Origin of the sequence: Aerococcus sanguinicola, from assembly GCF_008726925.1 — a bacterium.
Lineage (GTDB): Bacteria > Bacillota > Bacilli > Lactobacillales > Aerococcaceae > Aerococcus.
This window is the reverse complement of sequence record NZ_VYWO01000001.1, coordinates 253,518-273,498: the sequence shown is the minus strand read 5'-3', so window position 1 is coordinate 273,498 and position 19,981 is coordinate 253,518. Positions and strand designations below refer to the sequence as shown.

Sequence of the window (19,981 nt, the reverse complement as noted above, 5' to 3'; positions counted from 1 at the left end):
TTTAGCATTTATTGGAAGGCTAATTATCGCCCTTTTGCTCGCTTTCCTGGTAGTCGCATTGGCTACACTTCACTTGCTTGCTGCCTCGTTTCTTCTTCTCAACCAAGTAACTTTGGCAAACGGGACATTGACGGCCAATGGGCTTGTCCCAAGAAGCAAAGTCGCAGTCTGGATAACGGCTGCAGCCATAGAAGATGCGGTTCTTTTTCGATTTTCTTTCAATGACCTGCCCCTCCTGGCACTTAGGACACTCGACGCCAATTTCCTTGACGATGGCCTTGGTATTCCGACAGTCTGGGAAGTTGGAGCAGGCGTAGAATTTACCATAGCGACCGAGCTTAATGACCATAGGATGGCCACACTTTTCGCAATCGAAGCCCGCTGGTTCATCTTTGATGACAATTTTTTCAATCTTTTCTTCGGCGTTTTCTAAGTCCTTAGCAAAGGGTTGGTAGAAACGATCGATCACCTCTACCCACTCTTCCTTCCCCTCTTCAATCTTGTCTAGCTCATTTTCTAAGCCAGCCGTAAAGTTGACGTTGACAATGTCAGGGAAATAGCTAGCGACCAGTTGGTTAACGATTTCACCGAGCTCTGTCGGTTCAAAGCGCCGGGCTTCGATCTTGACATAGTAGCGTTTGATCAGGGTTTCAATGGTTGGTGAATAGGTGGACGGGCGCCCTACCCCATTCTCTTCCAAAGTCTGGATCAGGCTAGCTTCAGTATAGCGGGCTGGTGGTTGGGTGAAGTGTTGCTTAGGATCCAGGCTGACACTTTTCACCGTATCCCCATTGGCCAAGTCTGGCAGAGGATTGTCCTTTTCTTTCTTCTCAGCATAGACCTTTTGGTAACCTTCAAATTTAATTTGCGACCCTGTTGCCCGGAAGCTGACATCGCCTTGGACAATATCACAACCAACCGTGTCATAGATAGCTGGTGCCATTTGGCTAGCCATAAAGCGACACCAAATCAGGCTGTAGAGCTTGTATTGGTCCTTAGTGAGATAGGATTCAATTGATTGTGGGGTCCGGTCAGGGGCTGAGGGACGGATGGCTTCGTGGGCATCCTGGGCATTAGCATTTGTAGTCTTAGCCTGCCCCTTCTTGCCGAGGTATTCCTTGCCATAAGTAGCCGTGATGAAGTCACTGGCCCCTTCCTTAGCCACTTCAGCAATCCGGGTGGAGTCGGTACGCATGTAGGTGATAAGACCGACACTGCCCTTACCGATATTAATCCCTTCATAGAGCTGTTGGGCAATCATCATAGTCTTCCGCGTCCTAAATTTCAGGCGCTTAGAAGCCTCTTGCTGGAGCGAGGAGGTTGTGAAAGGTTTTTGCGGCTTTCTTTGCCGTTCTTTCTTCGTGAGATTAGCAATTGTGAACTCATCCGAGCTGATCTGGGCCATCAATTGGTCCACGTCGGCCTTGTTCTTAAGGTCGAGCTTCTTCCCCTTATACTTAGAGGCATTGGCCTTGAACTTTTCTCGGCCTTTTTTGAATTCACCATCGATCGACCAGTATTCTTCCGGTTTGAAGTTTCTAATTTCTTCTTCTCGCTCGATGATTAAATGAAGGGCTACTGATTGGACGCGGCCCGCTGATAGACCTTTTTTGACCTTGGACCAAAGAATTGGAGAGAGGCTATAGCCCACGAGACGGTCCAAAATGCGCCGGGCTTGTTGGGAATCAACTAGGTCCGTATCGATGGGCCGGGCGTGCTTAAAGGCTTCCTTGACGGCTTCCTTGGTAATCTCATTGTAGGTTACCCGAATCTTATCATTAGGATCCAGACCCAGGATATAGGCCAAGTGCCAGGCAATGGCCTCCCCTTCTCGGTCCGGGTCGGAAGCCAGGTAAATGTTTTCGGCTTTTTTTGCATATTTCTTTAATTCTTTAATAATGGGGCCCTTACCCCGGATTGTAATATAGTAAGGATCGTAATCATTTTCAATATCGATCCCCATCTTACTTTTTGGGAGGTCGCGCAAATGTCCCTTACTAGCGACGACTTTATAATTTCTACCTAAATATTTTTCAATGGTTTTCGCCTTGGTCGGTGATTCCACAATGACAAGGTTCTTATATGCCAAAAGAATAACTCCTTTCGAATTTACCCGACAGGATGAATAAGAAGATGCTGACAAAGATTGAATTGTCGGATAAGCTGTCAAATTGATTCTCATATTATGCCATTCAAGATTTTTTGTCAAATATAAAATGATAGGCAAAGAAAAAAATTGCTTAAATTGTCCTATATTATAGTAGAAATGATTCAAAGGAGGTGGCTGTATTCCTCTAGAATATCCTGGCTGGTCAAAATAAGTTTGGCCCCAGCTTGGATCAGCTCATTGGTCCCCCGCGATAAGGGTTGGGTGATGGGACCAGGTACAGCAAAGACATCCCGGTTAGCCTGCAAGGCATAATTGGCAGTAATCAAAGACCCACTCTTTTGCCCCGCCTCTACCACGAGGCAGGCAGCCGATAGACCGGCAATAATTTCATTCCGGTAAGGGAAGTGCCAGCGCTTAGCCCCTGCATGGTAGGGCAAGGGCGAGACCAGTAAATGGTCGCGTGCTATCTGGCCTTGTAAACTGGCATTCTGGTCAGGATAGACTTGTCCCAGGCCTGTCCCTATAACCGCAATGGTTTTCCCTTGCCTTTCTATTGCAATCTGGTGGGATAAGCAATCAATTCCATTTGCTAATCCGCTGACAATGACCAATTTCTCAACTAGAGGCGGGAGAAGTTTTTTTAAGGCTTCTTGGCCATATGTGGTCATTTTGCGGCTGCCGACGACGGATAGGGACAGCCGCTTAAATAAAGTGATATCCCCCTGGCAGAAAAGAACCAAGGCAGGCTTATGGGTCTCCAAGAGAGCTTTAGGATAAGCAGGGTCCCCCACAACTAGGGGGACAACGCCTTCTTTTTGGTAGACTTCTTGGAAGTAAGTCGGCGGGTACTGGGACAAGAAATCTTGCCACTGAGCATAAGCTTTGGAGGGAATTTTAATTTTTTGTTTTTGCGGGTCAACGAGTAAGCGATAGCGCTCACTATAAGGGACAAGGCCCGATTCGGTCAAATAAATCACTTGCTGGCGACGGCTTAGCTGGTTAAACATTTTATCAACTCCTTCATTCATATATAAACGAAGGCGCGCCAGTTTCATCAAATGATTTATTTATTTAATAAAATCTTTTACCGGGGCAAAGCTTCGGCGGTGGATGGGACATGGCCCATGCTCGGCTAAGGCTTCGAGGTGGGCCTTAGTCCCGTAACCAGCGTTCTGTTCGAAACCGTAGTGGGGATAGCGGGCCGCATAGTCGGCCATGAGCTGGTCCCGGTATTCCTTAGCATAGATCGAAGCCGCTGCGATGGAATAGATCTGTGCATCGCCCTTAATAATGGCCTCTTGAGGCTGGCTAATGCCAGGAATAGTTACCGCATCGACAAGGACATAGGAAGCTTTAACTTGAAGCTGGTTAACACAGGCCGCCATGGCTTCCTTAGTGGCTCGGAGGATGTTGATCGTATCAATGCGTTCAGCTGAGCTGAGGGCTAATTCGCAGGCTAGGGCATACTTGTCGATATCGGCAACTAAAGCCTGGCGCTTCTTATGGGAGAGCTGCTTGGAATCGTTAAAGTAAACGGCAGGCATGTCAGCCGGTAAAATAACCGCACAGGCTACCACTGGTCCTGCCAGGGGCCCCCGCCCTACTTCATCAACCCCAGCGATATAAGGATAGCCCTGGGAACGCAGCTGGCTCTCATAGCGTCTCAGAGCTTGAATAGCCTCCATTTCTTCCTGGGCTTGGTGCAGGCGTTTTTGGTAGGTCTTAAGCAGCTGTTGGACTCCCTTGCGTTCATCCTGGGCATAGGGCGCCAAGTCACTTGCCTGTAAATGGGCGCCCTTAGCTTGGAGGCGGTCCTTGATCATTTGGATGCTTTCGCGCTTAGTCATGGGACGCCCCTTCCTGGGCCAGCTGGTAGTCAGCGAGCCGATCAAGGGTTAGCCGGGTAATCGCTCCGTCTTGGAAGTCCTTGATTATTTTTTCCGATGCACGGTCATAATCCTCTAAGAAGCCCATCTTCTCCGTCAAGGTCATCAAGAGTTCGGGATAAGGCGGATGGACTTGGTCGGCTGCAATCGGATACTTAGCCTCGATGGCGCCAGGATAGTAGTCCATGAGGAAGGCTAGCGCATAGAGGGCGATGTCATCATTGTAGTAATGGGTCTGCTTGATTGCTGTGCAGAGAGCCAGCCGAGTTCCCACCTCGGGATCTTCAAACTTGGGCCATAGAATCCCCGGTGTATCTAATAATTCAAAGTCCTTATCAATGCGAATCCATTGCTGGCCCTTGGTCACACCAGGTTTGTTACCGACTTGCGCTTTTTTCTTCTGGGTGAATTGGTTAATAAAAGTGGATTTACCCACATTGGGAATGCCCACAATCATCAAACGAACTGCTTGATGCTTAACTCCCTTAGCCTGCCATTTTTCGCGCACAGGAGCTGTCCAGTCATACAAATTTTTCTTAAAGCGCTTCATTTCTTTGGGATTCTTACTATTTAGGGCGCAAGCCTGGCTGCCCTCCTCCTGGTTGAGCCAGTCGACCCAGGCCTGGGTTTCGGCTTTATCAGCCAAATCAGCCTTATTGAGCACAATAATCCGGGGCTTATCCTGGATTATCTGGTCAATCAAAGGATTTTTGCTGCTTTCGGGAACCCGGGCATCCCGGAGTTCAATCACATAGTCGACCTGGCTGAGATGGTTTTGAACCTCTTTTTTAGCCTTGGCCATGTGTCCCGGAAACCATTGAATATTTGCCATCTTCTACCACTCCTTTGTAGTTATCATTAAAAATGAGGCTGGGACAAAAGTTCCGGCCTCTTTATAAAATACGAATTATTCTTTAAAAACGTGCTCCAAAATTCAGCCCTGACATCCATAGTTCGCGGACAGTGGCTATAGCTGTTCGAAGCGAAGCGAGTTACAGATATAGTATGCGTTAGCTGATTCAGGGCTAACCGACTTTTGTCACACTCTGTTAAAATTTATTCTTGAATCTTTCCAAAGTCAGACAAGGGCCAGAATCTAAAGTTGGTTGTCCCCTCGACTTGGTCGCTGTGGACAAAGCCAAAGTAGCGACTGTCTTTAGAAACAGGTCGGTTATCCCCGAGGACAAAGTATTCCCCTTCAGGGACAGTGTTTTCATTGGTGAGTTCCTCTAAAGTGAAGTTTTGGGTCACCAATTGGCCAGGGTTAGCAGCCTTTAGGGGTTCCAGGTATTCCTCAGCAACGGCTTCACCATTGACATAAAGCTGGTTGTCCTGGTACTTGATGGTATCCCCTGCCTTACCGATCACCCGTTTGATATATTTTTCATTGGGAGCATCAGGGCCGGGAAAAACCACAATATCCCCGCGGTCTGGTTCCGACAAGCGGTAGGCAATGGCCATATCCCCATTATGAAGGGTCGGTGCCATGGAGTCGCCGGAGATATTAATCGGGAAGGCAACATATTTTTGCACCCCTAGGACTAAGACAACCGCAATGAGAATCGGGAGGATAAAAGAAATTACTTCATTAAAAAATCGTTTCATCAATTTGCCTTCTTTCTAAGCTTGCGCCAAGACGTCAATGGCCTTATCCAACTGGCTATCATTGGCTTTAATTTTCTCTTGCATCTTTTGGGTTAAACGAAGAGCAGTCTCTCCGTCCAGTTCACCTGTTACTTCTAAGCCCGCTTCTTCTTGGACGCTTTTAACGGCTTCAACCGTGTCTTGATCATAACGGCTAGTTACCTGGTCCTCACTTAAAAAGCCGAGGCTGTGGAGGATTTTTTGAATATTGAGGATGGCTTCAGATTGCTGGCCAGCTTTATAGTGCTGGCTCGTATCAATCAGGGTCAGCTTGGCATAGTCTGGTAGGGCTTGCTCAATATCTGGTTGGATGCCCTTTTCATTGATCCAAGTTCCATCTGGGGTCAACCATTTGGCTACAGTAACCTTCATCTTCCCCTCTTGGTCTACCGGAAAGACTGTTTGGACCGAGCCCTTGCCGTAGGAGTTCTGGCCTACAACGGGAACCTGACCGCTCTGTTGGAGGGCCCCGGCTAAGATTTCACTGGCGCTAGCAGAGCCTTCATCAATCAAAACAACAAGAGGGGCTTTAACTTTAAAATCTCCCAAGTCTTGGCTATTAGCTTTAAAGACTTGCTCTTCCCCCTGGTTATCTTCCACCCTTAAGATAGTTTGCCCATCTTCAAGGAAAATATTAGCAACTTTCAGAACTGAAGGTAAGAGGCCGCCGGGATTCCCCCGGACGTCTAAAACAAATTTTTTTGCTCCCTCTTGCTGCAAGTTTTTGAGGCTAGTGACCAATTCATCATAGGTCGTTTCAGAGAACTCAGAGATCTGGATATGACCGATATCGGGGGCTTGGTCCATCCGCTCAGCATGAACGGTTTCAATTGGGATTTCATCCCGTTTCACTTTGACTGTCTGTTCTTGGTCGCCTCGCTTAATTTTTAGTTCGACCTCTGTCCCCTTCTCGCCACGGATTAGCTTGACAGCTTCTTCCGTAGACAGGCCCTTGGTTGATTTGCCATCTACTTCTAAGATGATATCATTGGCTTGTAGGCCGGCTTTTTCAGCTGGAGAATCCTTGATCGGACTGATAATCGTCAACCAACCATTCTCTGTCGTGACCTGGGCCCCAATCCCTTCGAAACTGCCCTTGATGGTCTCATCTAAACTTTCAGCAGCATCTCCCGTTAGATAGGAGGTATAGGGATCATCAACGGCCTCTGCCATGCCCGCCATAGCGCCATTAAGGAGCTCAGCTTTTTTTACATCACCAATATATTGGTCGCTCAAAATTTGATAGCCGTATTGGAGCTTGCGCAGGTCTTTAGCCGACAATGCCCCTTCTGAAGACAGGAGGTCCCAGGGCAAGCGCCCTGTTGTATAGGCATTCGTTCCTAAGATGCCTAGGGCTAAGCCAAGAGACAGGCAGAGAGCAGCCTGCCCGACTCTTTTGGGGGCCGGCTTGACCTTCTTTTGGGGGCTTAGTTTTTCCTGCTTACTATCTTTTTTTTGTGTATCTTCTTGCATATAAGCCTACTTTCTAACCTTGTTCATAGTCATAGGCTTGCCATAAGTCATCAAAGGATGAAATATAGTCGGCATAGGCACTATGGCCTTCAATATAAGAGCTAATCTCATCGAATTCCTTACTGTCGCGCGGAAAGTCTAGGTCGCGGTAAACGAGTTCAGCAAAGGCCTCTCGCGGGTCAGCTTCCAACCGGCCCCGGCCTCTGAAGCGTTCGATATAACGATAAAATGAAAGTGACATGTTCCCCTCCTCTACTGGCCTTGGCGATAAGCTTCTATTTGTTCTAAAGCATAAGGCAAAGGCATGGAAAAGGCAAGTTTGATCTCATTATTAGGCAGGTCAATACTTTGGGCAGCAATCGCAAGCTGGCTATCTGCGGAGACCTTGTCGAGGCGGACAATCAGGGCCTCCTGGGACCGATCCACACTGAGTGGCACATGGTCTGGTACAAGCCGGCTAAAGAGCGCTAAACTTGTCCCGATCGGTAGGTCGAGTCCTTGGACTTCAATCGCCTCAACAGTTAAACCAATATTGCCATCGTCAAGTGCCTGGGCCTGTCCGCGAATCTCATAGGCAAGCTCTTGGCCTAGCACTTGGAAGTGTCCCAACAAGTGGACCTTGTCATCTAAGTGGAGGCGGTAAGGAGCTTGGTCGCCAGCTAGGAGGGCCTGCATCAGGGCATTGAAAGCTTCTGGGCTGACTTGAGCTTCGGCTTGGATAACTTCTTCACTTCGCACCTCTTGCCCCTGGTCAACCGGTTGATAGCTGGGACGGATGCTCGAGAGAACCAGCCATGCTCCAAGCCCTAGGACCAGGATTAGGCCTAATAGAATAAAGAAGGCTCGGCGCCAAATATTTGCTTCTTTCTTCATCAATTAGCCCTCCCGCCGGTAGCAAACAAAGCGATGCGGATAAGGGTTCTTATCGTCAACGGCCCCCTTGATTTCGGCATAAGAATGGAAATCAGAGAGATCGGGAGCCATGACGGTATCGCCCTCTACGTCGTGGTCGATATAGGTCACCCGCAATTCGTCTAAATAAGGCCAAAAAGTCTGGTAGATCTGCTTGCCACCAATAATATAAATGTCTTCTTTTTGTGCAAGTTCTAGGATAGGGTCGACCGCATGGACGAGCTTAACGGCCTCCTTATCGCCATTAATAGGAATCGAAGAGGACCGGGTTAGAATATAGGTCTGACGGTCGGCCAGGGGCTTAGAGCCCATCCCCTCAAAAGTCTTGCGGCCGAGGACAATTTTATGGTACATGGTCTGCGAACGAAAGAATTGGAAATCATTAGGGAGGTGCCAGGGCATTTTCTGATCTTTCCCGATGACACCATGTCGGGCCTGGGCCCAAACGGCGATTAACATCTTATCTCTCCTTCTGTATTAAATGCTTGTATTAAACGGCAACAGGCGCCTTGATGGCGGGGTAAGGGTCATAGCCTTGGACATAAATATCTTCACTAGCCATCTCATCCATTGGCGCATCGCCACTGATTACGAGTTCGGGCAAGGGACGGGGTTGGCGCGTCAATTGCTCTTTTACTTGGTCCAGGTGGTTCTTATAAATATGGACATCACCGAAGCTATGGATAAATTCTCCCACACCAAGTCCAACTTCCCGAGCTAAAAGATGGGTCAATAAGGCATAGGAAGCAATATTAAAGGGGACGCCCAGGAAGACATCCGCACTCCGCTGGTAGAGCTGGCAGCTTAATTTGCCATCTTGAACGTAGAACTGGCTTAAAGTATGGCAAGGTGGCAGGGCCATGTCTGGCACATCTTCTGGGTTCCAGGCACTGAGGATCATGCGGCGGGAATCGGGCGTGTTCCTTAATTGGTCGAGGAGGATGGCAATCTGATCGATTTCTCCCCCATCCCGCGTTTCCCAGTGGCGCCATTGCTTACCGTAGACTGCACCAAGATTGCCGTATTTGCCAGCAAAATCATCGTCTTCCAGCATCAAGTGGCGGAATTCCGCCATTTCTTCCTGGTAAACTTGGGCAAAGTCCGGGTCGCTTTCAGCCCTCAGACCAAAATCCGTCATGTCTGGTCCTTGGTAGCCGGGACTCTCTACCCAATTCTTGAAGGCCCACTCGTCCCAGATATGGTTATTGTGTTCGAGCAGGAAGCGGATATTGGTATCTCCCCTTAGAAACCAGAGCAACTCGCTCTTAATCAGACCAAAAGCAACCTTTTTGGTGGTTAAGAGTGGGAAGCCCTCGTTCAGGTCAAAGCGCATCTGGTAGCCAAAAGTTGACAGGGTTCCGACCCCTGTCCGATCATCTTTAAAGCTCCCGTTGTCAAGAATATGTTGCAGTAAGTCTAAGTATTGTGTGGCCATTGTGTCACTCCCTAATAAGTTTTTTCGCTGAGATAGTCCCAGTAGGTCATCTGTTCCAAAAGTTCCGCCTCAGTCGCTTCTTTTTCTTTCTGTAAGTCAGCGAGTTTGCCGTAGTCTGCCCCATTGGCTAGCATGTCCTCGTCAATCTTTTGGATCTTATCTTCGAGTTGGCTGATGACAGTTTCAATCTGTTCCCAGTCCTTCTTCTCCTTGTAGGTCATCCGGGCTTTGGGGCTCGACGCGCTCGGAGCCGGCTTCTTCGCTGGGCTCTTGGTAGCTTGGCTAGTCTTGGCTGCCGCCCTATCCTTGTCTGTGCGCTTGGCCTGTACCTGGAAGTCGCTATAAGAGCCGAAGAAGATCTCTACTTGGTGCTGGTCATCGATGGCTAAGAGCTTGTCGACCACCTTATCGAGGAAGTAGCGGTCGTGGCTTACGGTGAGGACAGCCCCAGGGAAGTCTTCGAGATAGTCTTCGAGGATAGTTAGGGTCTGGATATCTAGGTCATTGGTCGGCTCATCCAAGAATAGGACATTGGGCCGGGCCATTAGTATACGCAAGAGGTAGAGCCGCTTCTTCTCGCCGCCAGATAGAGAAGAAATCTTCACCCCATGCATGGACCGGTCAAAGAGGAAGGTCTCCAACATTTGAGACGCGCTGAGCGTCTTCCCATCCCGGTAGACATAGTCTTCAGCCTCTTCCTGGATATAAGAAATCACCCGCTTGTCTTCTGGCAAGTCAACGGGGACTTGTTGGAAGTAACCGATTTTGACGGTTTCTCCAATCACGACCTGGCCAGACAAGGGGGGTAAGAGGCCAGCAATCGTGTTCATCAAGCTGGTCTTCCCTGCCCCATTCTCGCCAATAATTCCAATCCGGTCGCGGTTTTGTACTAGGAGATTAAGGGCCTTCACTAAGGGGGCCTGAGGGTCATAACCCACTGTTAAATCCTGGCACTCGATGACCTTTTTACCCAGTCGTTCTTGGTCGAAGTCGATGCTGAGTTTTTGGTCAGGGCCCCGCTGCCCCTTGACCTGGCCTTCCAGGTCTTCAAAACGGTTGATCCGTGCCTGTTGCTTGGTCGTCCGAGCCTTGGCTCCAGTCCGCATCCAGGCGAGTTCCTTTTTATAGAGCTGCTTTTGCTTGCGGGCAATCTCGCGCTCCTGTTCATCTTCAAGGGCCTTTTTTTCGAGGTAGGCTTGGTAATTCCCCTCGTACTCGCGCAAGCTCCCATGGTCCAAGGCGAAGATCCGCCCGGCCACCCGATCGAGGAAGTAGCGGTCGTGGGTAATTAAGAGGACGGATCCCTTATAATGCGCTAAGTACTTCTCTAGCCAGGCCACCATCTCAAAGTCCAAGTGGTTGGTCGGCTCATCGAGGAGGAGGAGGTCAGGCTCTTCAATCAAGGCCTTAGCGAGACCAATCCGTTTCCTTTGCCCCCCGCTCAATTGACGGATAGGCAAAGAAGAATCTGTAAAGCCCAGCTGGTTGAGGACGGTATGGATGGTCGTATCTAATTGCCAACCATCCTCGGCATTCATGGCCTCCTCTGCCTGGCTAAAGGCAGCTTGGAGGTCTTCGTCCTGGGGCGACTGGGCCAGACGCTGGGCAGCTTCTTGATAGCGAGCCACGACTTGGACCAAGTGACTCTCTGAATCATAGACAGCTTCAAAGATTGTGAGTGTTTCATCGAAGTCTTCCTCTTGGCTGACCATGGTGACCTTGAAGTCCTTAGGGTGTTCCATCTCCCCACTGTCCAGGCTGTCTACCCCTGCCAAAATACGCATTAAAGTACTTTTTCCTGAGCCGTTCGTTCCAATCAAGCCCACGTGGTCTCCACCCCTGATCAGGAAGGAGACATCTGTTAAAAGGGGCTTTGCCCCATATGTTTTATACCAATTCAAGGCCTTGAAATCTTTCATTTATTTCATCGACTCCTTTAAAGTTACTTTCATCCTTATAGTTTATCATAAGTTTAGGCAGAGCAAGGTAAATTTTTATAAAGTCTAGCCCAAGAACAATCCTTTGAATAGCTTCTTATCAGCTTCATCTGGCTACAGCTTTTTGTTTTATTTTTGGACGATTGTGCCTATATACGAAAAGAGATCGTGGTTTGATCTTAACCACGATCTCCTCTAGTGTCAATTATTTGCTTTCATCGTTTTCTTGGGCCTTTTGGCGAGCAGCCTTTTTAGCCTTGCGATAAGCCATACGTTGCTCACGGCGGGCGCTAGTCGACCACTTGGAATAGTCTTCATCTTCCATGGCTTGGACTTCACCCAATAAGTAGCCATTGCCGACTTGGGAGAAGAAGTCATGGTTTGAAGTTCCTGTTGAAATGCCGTTCATCACAATAGGGTTCACGTCTTCTGCGGTATCTGGGAAGAGCGGGTCAAAGCCCAGGTTTTGCAGGGCCTTATTGGCATTATAACGGACAAAGGTATTCACATCTTCTGTCCAACCAATCTGGTCGTAGACCGCCGAGGTGTATTTCATCTCATTCTCATAGAGGTCATAGAGGAGCTCGAAGGTCCAGTTCTTGAGTTCTTCCTGTTCTTCTTCAGACAGTTGGTTGTAGCCCAGTTGGAACTTGTAACCGATATAGGTGCCGTGAACGGATTCATCACGCAAGATCAGCTTGATAATTTCAGCCACATTTGGCAGCTTACTATTGCCCAAGTACCAGAGCGGAGCGTAGAAGCCTGAATAGAAGAGGAAGGATTCCAACAAGACGCTGGCCGCCTTCTTCTGGAGGCCTGTCCCCGTTCGGTAGACCTGGTTGATTTTTTTAGCCTTGTATTGAATCAATTCATTCTCATTCGTCCAGTCAAAAATTTTATCGATTTCAGATGTTGTATTGAGAGTGATAAAGATGGTGGAATAAGATTTAGCGTGGACGGATTCCATGAAGTGGATATTGGAGAAGACCGCCCGTTCTTGTTGGGTGCGGGCGTCTGGTAAGAGGACCAGAGCTCCCTCTTCTGACTGGAGGGTATCCAAGAGGGTCAAGCCGCCAAAGACCTTGTCAATGACATCTTGTTCGGCAGCTGATAGGCGACGCCAATCATCTAAATCGTTAGAGACGGGGATCCGGGTGTCTAGCCAGAATTGTTCGGTTAGCTTCTCCCAGGTGAGCTTGTCGACCATGTCTTCAATGCTATCCCAGTTGATGGCCTTGTAGTATTGGCCCAGGTCAGGGTCCGCTTGGTCAGACCCGTCCCATAAGTTCTTTTGCCAGTTATCTTTTGAATTTATATAGAGATTATTATCAATTTGTCCCATTTTGACCTCCTTGACTGTTCTTAAATGGAGCAGGATTCACAGTAGTTACTGCCGATTTCATCACCATCATCGGTAAAGGTCCGGATATAGTAGATGGACTTGATGCCTTGGTTCCAAGCATAGTTACGCAGAATATTTAGGTCCCGCGTGGTTAGCTTGTGGTCATCCGGGGCCTTCCAAGGGTAAAGACCGGAAGGAATTTCTGAACGCATGAAGAGGGTCATTGACATCCCTTGGTCCACATGTTGTTGGGCAGCTGCGTAGACATCGATGACTTTGCGCATATCCAGGTCATAGGCTGACTCATAGTACTGGATATTGTCATTAGAGAGTTGAGGGGCTGGGTAATAGGTCTTCCCTGTCTTCTTCTCTTGGCGTTCTTCAATCAGGCGGATAATCGGCTGCAAGCTAGCGCTCGTTTCATTGACATAGGAAATGGAACCCGTTGGCGCCACAGCTAACCGGTAAGCATGGTAGAGGCCATCCTTCATGACATCATCGCGCAAGGCTTGCCAGTCTTCCTTACTTGGCAAGGGTACCTTGGCCATAATTTGAGCAACCTTGTCTGACTGATAGTGGAAGTCTTCCTCGAGATAAGCGTCAAAGTAAGACCCATCCGCATAGGCTGACTTTTCAAAGTTAGCAAAACGTTGGCCCCGCTCCTTGGCAATCTTGTGACTAGCCTTGAGCGACCAGTAATTGAGGGCATAGAAATAGGCCTCAGTAAGCTCTAGGGACTCATCTGATCCATAATAAATATGGTTAATCGCAAAGAGGGTGTGGAGGCCCATTGCCCCTAAGCCGATGGTATGGTACATCTGGTTCCCGTTCTGGATAGAAGGCACTGCTTCAATGTCCGTACTATCGGTGACGAAGGTGAGGCCCCGGACAGCTGTTTCCACCGATTGGGCAAAGTCGTCAGAGTCAACCATATTGACCATATTAGTAGAACCTAGGTTGCAGGAAATGTCGGTGCCCAGGTGTTCATAAAGTTGCTCATCCGTAATCTTAGAAGGTTCTTGGATCTGCAAGATTTCGGAGCAGAGGTTAGACATGACAATTGTCCCATCAATCGGGTTGGCTTCATTAGCGGTATCAATATTGACGATATAAGGATAGCCGGATTCTTGTTGGAGCTTGGAAATTTCATTTTCTAATTCCCGGGCCCGGATCCGGTACTTGCAAACTTCTGGGTTATGGACGAGACGGTCGTATTCCTCTGTAATATTAATATAAGAGAAGGGTTTGCCATAGATTCTTTCCACATCATAAGGGCTAAAGAGATACATGTCATCATCCGCAGCCACCAGTTCGTAGAATTTGTCCGGTACCGTAACGCCTAGAGACAGGGTCTTGACCCGGATTTTTTCATCCGCATTTTCCTTTTTAGTGGAGAGGAAGCGGACGATATCTGGGTGGAAGACATTCAAGTAAACCACGCCGGCCCCATTTCTTTGGCCTAATTGGTTGGCGTAGCTAAAGCAGTCTTCAAATAGTTTCATGACAGGAACAACTCCGGAAGCTGCATTTTCAATCTTTTTAATGGGTGCCCCTTCTTCTCGAAGGTTGCTGAGGTTAATCCCTACCCCGCCCCCACGCTTGGATAATTGGAGGGCCGAATTGATGCCCCGACCGATCGCATTCATGTCGTCGGTCAATTGGATCAAGAAGCAAGAGACCATTTCCCCCCGGCGTTTACGTCCGGCATTGAGGAAGGTTGGCGTTGCAGGTTGGAAGCGCTGGGAGAGAATTTCATCACAGAGCTTGCGCGCCAGGTCTTCATCCCCATCTGCCAGGTAGAGGGCATTGTAGACAACCCGGTCTTCGTAACGCTCCAAATAGCGGTCTCCATCATCTGTCTTCATGGCATACTGGGTATAGAACTTATAGGCCCCCATGAAGGATTGGAAGCGAAACTTGCGATCATAAGCTTCCTGCATGAGCTGGTAGATAAAGTCCCGGTCATACTTGTTGATGAAGCTTTCGTCCAGGTAGTCATGTTCAATCAGGTAGCGGATTTTTTCTTCGAAGGTGTAGAAGAAGACCGTATTGGGATTCACATGTTCCAAGAAAAAAGCCCGGACAGCTTCTTTGTCTTTTTCGAGCGGGATCTTGTTATCAATTGGAATATTCAATTCATTATTCAGTTTGTAGTAGGTAATTTCACTTGGTTCGTTGGATACTTGCGGATTCTTCAATTTCTTTCGCCAACTCCTTTACTTTTTCAACATCGTGGGCGTTGCCCATAAATTCAAAGGTGTGTAAGAGGGGCAGGTCATAGTCCATGGCCAGGTCTTTAGCGGTAAAGCAGAAGAGGTCATTAAAGTTCAAATTCCCCCCACCAATAACGCCTTGGCAGTAGGACAGGTTATCCCCTGTTTCGATAAAATCATTCATGATGTCAGTTACTTCTATTTCATAAGTGGGTACAATCATGAGATAGGGTTGGTCCACTGTCGTAAAAGCATTGTGGTCTGTGATTTCTAGCGCAGGCAAACCGAGCTTTTCAACGAAGCGACGGGTGTTGCCTACCAGAGACATATAGACGATTAACATCAAATCCCTCCTTTTCAATAGCCCTATCATACGTCATAGCCTATCCCAAATTCAAGTTTATCCGCTCAATATATAGAATTCTAATCTTATTCTCACACAAGATATAGTAGGATAAGGGCATTTATCCCCAAAAATAAAAATAAGGGTCAAAAGAAAAAAACACAGATCTTGTATCTCTTGCCCCTTATTCTTTAGTCTTCACACATATGTTCAATGGCCTGGCTAATAATTTCATAGACATGGTCATCCGCCTGGCTATAATAGACGGACCGCTTATCCCGTCTAGATTTCAACAGCTTGCTTTCTCTTAGGACCTGCAATTGATGAGAAATAGCGGATTGCTCCATATCAAGTGCTTGGGCTATTTCCGTCACATTCAATTCCCGCCCCTTCAATAGGTAAAGGATAGAAAAGCGGGTTTGATCCCCAATGACCTTAAAAAACTTGGTCACCTGCTGTTTGACTTCAGGACTTAATTCAGATTTTTCCATAGCACCGCCTCCTTAAATCGTAATCATTCTTATTTTATACGATAAAAGCCATGGATACAAGGCCCAATTCCCACTTTTACATCTTGGCGAAAGTCTGGGCCAAGTCATCGGTCAGGCGCAGGCTCTGGTCAGCCAGTTCGGAGGGAATATGATAGGGTTTCTGGTTCATCATCACATAGAGGGCTTGCGGATTATCCAGGGTTTCTTCTTGGAAGGGTTCGCGGATCAATTCGGGGGTTGTATGGCCAATCCCAATCTCTAAGTAGAGCACTTTTTTGCCCTCGTTAGCAGCTAAGAAGTCCAAGTAGGCTCTTTCTTGGTCATGCCAGTGGGCGTCTTCTACCATGCCACGGACTGTATCCCGTTTATTAATTTCTAAGGGTGCCCCACAATTTGGGCAATAAGGGATCAGCTGGCTTGGCACTTTCATATCTTCCTGGCGCTCCACCATTTCTCGAATCATCTCATCATCACGATAGGTGACCTCCTGGCATTGTTTAGAGCATTGGAAGAGCACATACTTGCCCTGGTAGTAGAAAACCTTGTCCAGGTCAAAATTCGCTGCTTCAAAAGCGTTATCGGCATTGGAGGTAATGATGTGGTAGTTCTTGTCTTTAAGGAGCGCTCTAAGTTTAAGATAAGAGTCTCCGGCTTCTTGGTCCAAGCCATTGAGCTTCACAAAGCGGCTCTGGAAGGCCCAATATTCTTCTAAGGATTCAAAATCATTTAGAAAGGCTTGGAGCATGTCAAAGAGCCCATACTTAGCGATAAAGTCAGGAAAATTCTCCTTAAAACGAGGGCCCACATAGGTAAAACCATCCGCAGCGGACATCCCAGCTCCAATCCCAATAACCAGAGCTTCAGCCTCATCAAAGAGCTCAGCCAGTAATTCGGATTCAGTCTTTTCTTCTGCGCCTTGGAGCGCTTTCCAAATCTTATTCATTCGTTTCCTCCCCTAATAATTGACGGTAGATGCGGTCATCTTCATCCGTAAAGACATTGAAGATGATCTTGAGTTCAGACGCTTGCTCGCTAAGATAGGTCGACACAGTATCCACTGCAATCCGGGCAGCCTCTTCTTTGGGGAAGGCAAACTGACCCGTAGCAATGCAAGGAAAGGCTAGACAAGTTAAGCCTTCCTGGTCGGCTAAGTCTAGGCAAGACCGGTAGCACTGGGCCAGAAGTTGCCGGCGAATCGGCGTCACCCGCCCGTCCTGGACCACTGGCCCCACAGTATGTAGGATATAGCGACTAGGTAAGTGGTGGGCTGAAGTCAGCTTGGCCTTGCCTGCCGCTTCTAAACGCCCTTGCCTAGCCATCAGCTCTTGGCATTCCAAGCGTAGGGCCGTTCCCGCATAGCTATGGATGATATTATCGATACAAGCATGCAAAGGAATAAAACAGCCCAGGAGTTGGGAATTAGCCGCATTCACAATCCCATCTACAGCTAATTGGCAGATGTTACCCTGCCAGAGAGCGATTTGCCCCCATCTTTCTGTCATCTGCGACCAGTCATAGTGGGGCAGGTCCTGGTTAATGGCTTCAAGGGCCTGGCCTTCAGCTGCCAGATAAGCTGGACTTGCAGGCTGGGCCGGCCGGGTATTGACCAGGCTGCGGTATTGGTCAAAGGCCGATAAGCTCGTGTCCAAGTCGACACCAGGACGTTCTGCCTTTAAATAGTCAATTAAAGCTGGCAAACTGGCTTCCATAAGATCCCCCCTCTTTTGACTGCCAAGTAAAAAAGTGGCTGGCACGAATGGTCCAACCTCTTTTTTACTAGACATTATTTAAAATCACGACGGCTAGAAAGCAGTCTCAATGCACTGTTTAGCTTAAGAGACGCTTGTCCTAAGACCTCGATTAGGCATCTTCTAAGCCAGCAAAGGCTTCTTCATCTACATCCGTTAATTTAATTAACCAGTTTTCTTCTGCTTTAGCTGAATTCAAGAGTTCCGCCTGGTCTTCTGCAGCGGTATTCTTTTCAACAACTGTGCCAGCTAGTGGACTTTGGATTTCCATAACGGTCTTTGAGGCTTCAATATTGGCGATCGCGTCGTCTTTATCTAAGTGGTCTTCGCTGGTGAATTCAACAAAGCCCACTGTTCCTACATCATCCTGTAATTCTGGGGTCATGGAAATGACATAGTTAGCCCCGTCTTTTTCGATAAAAAGGAAATTTGCACGTTTTTTCATTCTATTACCTCCAAGTTAAAACTTACTCTATCATCATAACATATTTTCTTAAATAATGGGACCCATTGCCTGGATCAGTCGATCAGGGCGTCCGCTAAGATTTCCAGGCTGATCTGTCTGTTATCAAAGCCCGGTACCAGAGGAATTAAAAGGGCCTCGTCGGCTGCTAAGCGGCGGTTCCAATCCTTAATTTCAGCGCTTACTTTGTCAATATCGCCCGTAATCATGCGCTTACGGTTCTCCTTCATGGCCTGGCTCTGTTCAGGAGTCGCGACAAAAGATTGGCTGGAAGCAATCGAAGGGAAACGGTCATAATAGCGGAAATTATCTTGACCGAGTAGCCACCAATCGAGAGCCCGTGCCAAGTCTTCCGCATGGTCAGCTTGCTCGGCCACAGCGACAAAGGCGGCATACATGACCCGGGGTGCTGGCGTTGCTTGGGAAGGCTTAAAGCTGGCCCGGTAAGCAGCTACAGCTTCTTCTGCAATCTCTAAGACATTATCCCGGGCAAAAGGAAAGATCCCAAAGCAATAGGCTAGGCCCAAGCGGCCGGCGAGTTGGGCATTGGCTACACTGGAAGAGAGGATCCACATCTCCAAGGCCTCCTCGATGCTGGGATTGGCCTTGAGTGTGTTGAAGCGGTGGTCGGCCTGATCCTCGTCTGTCATATACTTGTAGAGGTCTTTTATGGCTTGTTCATAAGACAGTTCACCTGCTTGGTACTCATTCATGACCTTTGCGATTTGAGGGACACTCTTATTATTACCAAAGCCTAGGTCAATCCGCCCCGGATGGTAGGCTGCTAAGACCTTAAAGTTCTCTGCAACCTTGTAAGGGCTGTAGTGAGGAAGCATCACGCCCCCCGACCCGATATGGATGCTTTGCGTCTGGTCAGCCAAGCGCATCATAATCACTTCCGGGCTAGAAGAGGCAAAGGCAGGGATATTGTGGTGTTCGGCCACCCAGAAGCGCTTATAGCCCCGCTTTTCAGCCAGCTGAGCCAATTCCTCCGTATGGGCTAGTGCTTCAACCGCACGCTCCCCTTCATCCATTACGGCGTAGTCCAAGATACTATATTCCGTCATGTTGGAACTCCTTTCCTTTTGCAGCAAGTCTCCCCTATAATTTATGACGAAAGCGCATACCTGTCAATTTTATTGGGCGTATTTTAAATAAAATGCTGGGTCCTAGCTCCCAGAAGCCTTATTTTATACGATTATTGTATATAAAAAAGTACAAAGATTGAATAGTAACCGTTTACGCTGAACTTATGATAAAATGACAATAGCAAAGATAAGGAGGTGTTCTATGTTAACTGACCAATGTGCCCGGCAAGTCCTGCGTGAAATCATCGCCCTCTACCCTGACGTTGAGACGGCCCTTGACTACCGCAATCCTTTTGAATTATTAGTGGCCGTAATTTTGAGTGCACAAACGACCGATGTGCAAGTCAATAAGGTCACGCCTGCCCTCTTTGCGGCCTATCCTGACCCAGAAAGCCTGAGCCAGGCCAAGGAAGAAGACGTGGCGGACTACATCAACCGCATCGGCCTCTACCGTAATAAGTCCAAGTACCTTGTGGCCTGTGCCCAGATGCTGGTTAAGGATTTCAACGGTCAAGTCCCCAAAAATCGAAAAGACTTGGAGAAATTACCAGGGGTGGGACGCAAAACAGCCAATGTGGTTTTAAGCATTGCCTTTGATATCCCTGCCTTCGCAGTCGATACCCATGTGACCCGGGTCTGCAAGCACCACGGCATCGTCGCCCAAGATGCGACAGTTAGAGAAATTGAGGACCGGGTAACCAACCTCTTAGAGCCCAGTGAATGGACCCAGGCCCACCAAGCCCTCATCTATTTTGGGCGGAATATTTGCCATCCTAAGCACCCGACCTGCAAGGATTATCCGCAACTCTACCAATGCCTCGACGAAAAAAATGACGCCTAAGTTTCAGTTTGGCCTATCTCATAAATGATAAAGTGAAGGGTCGAAGCCAATAAAA

Annotated in this window: 20 protein-coding genes; 1 reads left to right on the top strand and 19 read right to left on the bottom strand. The window is 48.1% G+C overall.

The genetic code is table 11. The annotated features are described in order from the left end of the window. Window positions 1-19: 19 nt before the first annotated feature. From topA to F6I03_RS01325, 19 genes are all read right to left on the bottom strand, one after another. Window positions 20-2,089 (bottom strand): type I DNA topoisomerase, encoded by a 2,070-nt coding sequence (topA, locus tag F6I03_RS01415; RefSeq protein ID WP_070430787.1) that lies wholly within the window; start codon window positions 2,087-2,089, stop codon window positions 20-22. Between the two features lie 182 nt (window positions 2,090-2,271). Beyond that, a complete protein-coding gene (gene dprA / locus F6I03_RS01410) occupies window positions 2,272-3,117 on the bottom strand; it encodes a DNA-processing protein DprA (RefSeq protein ID WP_070430788.1) in 846 nt (281 codons plus the stop codon). Window positions 3,118-3,177: 60 nt separating this feature from the next. Further along, entirely contained in the window at window positions 3,178-3,957 is a 780-nt protein-coding gene (locus F6I03_RS01405; protein ID WP_070430789.1) for a ribonuclease HII, read from the bottom strand. Continuing rightward, entirely contained in the window at window positions 3,950-4,828 is an 879-nt protein-coding gene (ylqF, locus tag F6I03_RS01400; RefSeq protein ID WP_070430790.1) for a ribosome biogenesis GTPase YlqF, read from the bottom strand. Before ylqF ends, F6I03_RS01405 begins: the two co-directional genes overlap by 8 nt. A 224-nt stretch (window positions 4,829-5,052) precedes the next feature. Further along, window positions 5,053-5,601, bottom strand: coding sequence for a signal peptidase I (lepB, locus tag F6I03_RS01395; protein WP_070430791.1), 549 nt, complete (start codon window positions 5,599-5,601; stop codon window positions 5,053-5,055). Between the two features lie 15 nt (window positions 5,602-5,616). Next, window positions 5,617-7,113, bottom strand: a complete 1,497-nt coding sequence (locus tag F6I03_RS01390) for a S41 family peptidase (RefSeq protein WP_070430792.1) — start codon at window positions 7,111-7,113, stop codon at window positions 5,617-5,619. A 13-nt stretch (window positions 7,114-7,126) separates the two neighbouring features. Continuing rightward, a complete protein-coding gene (locus tag F6I03_RS01385) occupies window positions 7,127-7,354 on the bottom strand; it encodes a YozE family protein (RefSeq protein ID WP_070430793.1) in 228 nt (75 codons plus the stop codon). Between the two features lie 11 nt (window positions 7,355-7,365). Continuing rightward, entirely contained in the window at window positions 7,366-7,986 is a 621-nt protein-coding gene (locus F6I03_RS01380) for a DUF2140 family protein (RefSeq protein ID WP_070430794.1), read from the bottom strand. A gap of 3 nt (window positions 7,987-7,989) precedes the next feature. Continuing rightward, complete coding sequence (locus tag F6I03_RS01375; protein WP_070430795.1) at window positions 7,990-8,484, bottom strand: dihydrofolate reductase; 495 nt, start codon at window positions 8,482-8,484, stop codon at window positions 7,990-7,992. Between the two features lie 31 nt (window positions 8,485-8,515). Further along, complete coding sequence (locus F6I03_RS01370; protein ID WP_070430796.1) at window positions 8,516-9,460, bottom strand: thymidylate synthase; 945 nt, start codon at window positions 9,458-9,460, stop codon at window positions 8,516-8,518. A gap of 11 nt (window positions 9,461-9,471) precedes the next feature. After that, window positions 9,472-11,379 (bottom strand): ribosomal protection-like ABC-F family protein, encoded by a 1,908-nt coding sequence (abc-f, locus tag F6I03_RS01365; protein ID WP_150983042.1) that lies wholly within the window; start codon window positions 11,377-11,379, stop codon window positions 9,472-9,474. 223 nt (window positions 11,380-11,602) lie between these two features. After that, a complete protein-coding gene (nrdF, locus tag F6I03_RS01360; protein WP_191622019.1) occupies window positions 11,603-12,649 on the bottom strand; it encodes a class 1b ribonucleoside-diphosphate reductase subunit beta in 1,047 nt (348 codons plus the stop codon). Between the two features lie 110 nt (window positions 12,650-12,759). Next, window positions 12,760-14,937 carry a class 1b ribonucleoside-diphosphate reductase subunit alpha gene (nrdE, locus tag F6I03_RS01355; RefSeq protein WP_070430798.1) on the bottom strand — a complete coding sequence of 726 codons (2,178 nt, stop codon included), beginning with the start codon at window positions 14,935-14,937 and terminating at the stop codon, window positions 12,760-12,762. Beyond that, the gene (gene nrdI, locus F6I03_RS01350) at window positions 14,903-15,295 is read right to left on the bottom strand and encodes a class Ib ribonucleoside-diphosphate reductase assembly flavoprotein NrdI (protein ID WP_070430799.1); all 393 of its coding nucleotides are present in this window, start codon (window positions 15,293-15,295) and stop codon (window positions 14,903-14,905) included. The genes nrdE and nrdI overlap by 35 nt, the downstream gene beginning before the upstream one ends. 191 nt (window positions 15,296-15,486) lie before the next feature. Next, complete coding sequence (locus F6I03_RS01345) at window positions 15,487-15,786, bottom strand: ArsR/SmtB family transcription factor (protein WP_070430800.1); 300 nt, start codon at window positions 15,784-15,786, stop codon at window positions 15,487-15,489. A gap of 76 nt (window positions 15,787-15,862) precedes the next feature. Beyond that, window positions 15,863-16,729 (bottom strand): SIR2 family NAD-dependent protein deacylase, encoded by an 867-nt coding sequence (locus F6I03_RS01340; RefSeq protein ID WP_070430801.1) that lies wholly within the window; start codon window positions 16,727-16,729, stop codon window positions 15,863-15,865. After that, window positions 16,722-17,495, bottom strand: coding sequence for a protein-ADP-ribose hydrolase (locus F6I03_RS01335; RefSeq protein ID WP_150983041.1), 774 nt, complete (start codon window positions 17,493-17,495; stop codon window positions 16,722-16,724). The genes F6I03_RS01340 and F6I03_RS01335 overlap by 8 nt, the downstream gene beginning before the upstream one ends. Before the next feature lie 151 nt (window positions 17,496-17,646). Continuing rightward, complete coding sequence (locus tag F6I03_RS01330; RefSeq protein ID WP_070430803.1) at window positions 17,647-17,979, bottom strand: glycine cleavage system protein H; 333 nt, start codon at window positions 17,977-17,979, stop codon at window positions 17,647-17,649. A 74-nt stretch (window positions 17,980-18,053) separates the two neighbouring features. Next, on the bottom strand, window positions 18,054-19,064 hold the full coding sequence (locus tag F6I03_RS01325; protein ID WP_070430804.1) for an LLM class flavin-dependent oxidoreductase: 1,011 nt from the start codon (window positions 19,062-19,064) through the stop codon (window positions 18,054-18,056). A 223-nt stretch (window positions 19,065-19,287) separates the two neighbouring features. On the opposite strand from F6I03_RS01325, the gene nth reads away from it, so the two are divergent. Further along, complete coding sequence (gene nth, locus F6I03_RS01320) at window positions 19,288-19,926, top strand: endonuclease III (RefSeq protein ID WP_070430805.1); 639 nt, start codon at window positions 19,288-19,290, stop codon at window positions 19,924-19,926. The last annotated feature ends 55 nt before the right edge of the window (window positions 19,927-19,981 follow it).

Coding starts and splice junctions, on each gene's coding strand:
- dprA (WP_070430788.1), bottom strand. CDS start 3,117: ATGTTTAACCAGCTAAGCCGTCGCCAGCAAGTGATTTATTTGACCGAA.
- F6I03_RS01405 (WP_070430789.1), bottom strand. CDS start 3,957: ATGACTAAGCGCGAAAGCATCCAAATGATCAAGGACCGCCTCCAAGCT.
- ylqF (WP_070430790.1), bottom strand. CDS start 4,828: ATGGCAAATATTCAATGGTTTCCGGGACACATGGCCAAGGCTAAAAAA.
- lepB (WP_070430791.1), bottom strand. CDS start 5,601: ATGAAACGATTTTTTAATGAAGTAATTTCTTTTATCCTCCCGATTCTC.
- F6I03_RS01390 (WP_070430792.1), bottom strand. CDS start 7,113: ATGCAAGAAGATACACAAAAAAAAGATAGTAAGCAGGAAAAACTAAGC.
- F6I03_RS01385 (WP_070430793.1), bottom strand. CDS start 7,354: ATGTCACTTTCATTTTATCGTTATATCGAACGCTTCAGAGGCCGGGGC.
- F6I03_RS01380 (WP_070430794.1), bottom strand. CDS start 7,986: ATGAAGAAAGAAGCAAATATTTGGCGCCGAGCCTTCTTTATTCTATTA.
- F6I03_RS01375 (WP_070430795.1), bottom strand. CDS start 8,484: ATGTTAATCGCCGTTTGGGCCCAGGCCCGACATGGTGTCATCGGGAAA.
- F6I03_RS01370 (WP_070430796.1), bottom strand. CDS start 9,460: ATGGCCACACAATACTTAGACTTACTGCAACATATTCTTGACAACGGG.
- abc-f (WP_150983042.1), bottom strand. CDS start 11,379: ATGAAAGATTTCAAGGCCTTGAATTGGTATAAAACATATGGGGCAAAG.
- nrdI (WP_070430799.1), bottom strand. CDS start 15,295: ATGTTAATCGTCTATATGTCTCTGGTAGGCAACACCCGTCGCTTCGTT.
- F6I03_RS01345 (WP_070430800.1), bottom strand. CDS start 15,786: ATGGAAAAATCTGAATTAAGTCCTGAAGTCAAACAGCAGGTGACCAAG.
- F6I03_RS01340 (WP_070430801.1), bottom strand. CDS start 16,729: ATGAATAAGATTTGGAAAGCGCTCCAAGGCGCAGAAGAAAAGACTGAA.
- F6I03_RS01335 (WP_150983041.1), bottom strand. CDS start 17,495: ATGGAAGCCAGTTTGCCAGCTTTAATTGACTATTTAAAGGCAGAACGT.
- F6I03_RS01330 (WP_070430803.1), bottom strand. CDS start 17,979: ATGAAAAAACGTGCAAATTTCCTTTTTATCGAAAAAGACGGGGCTAAC.
- F6I03_RS01325 (WP_070430804.1), bottom strand. CDS start 19,064: ATGACGGAATATAGTATCTTGGACTACGCCGTAATGGATGAAGGGGAG.
- nth (WP_070430805.1), top strand. CDS start 19,288: ATGTTAACTGACCAATGTGCCCGGCAAGTCCTGCGTGAAATCATCGCC.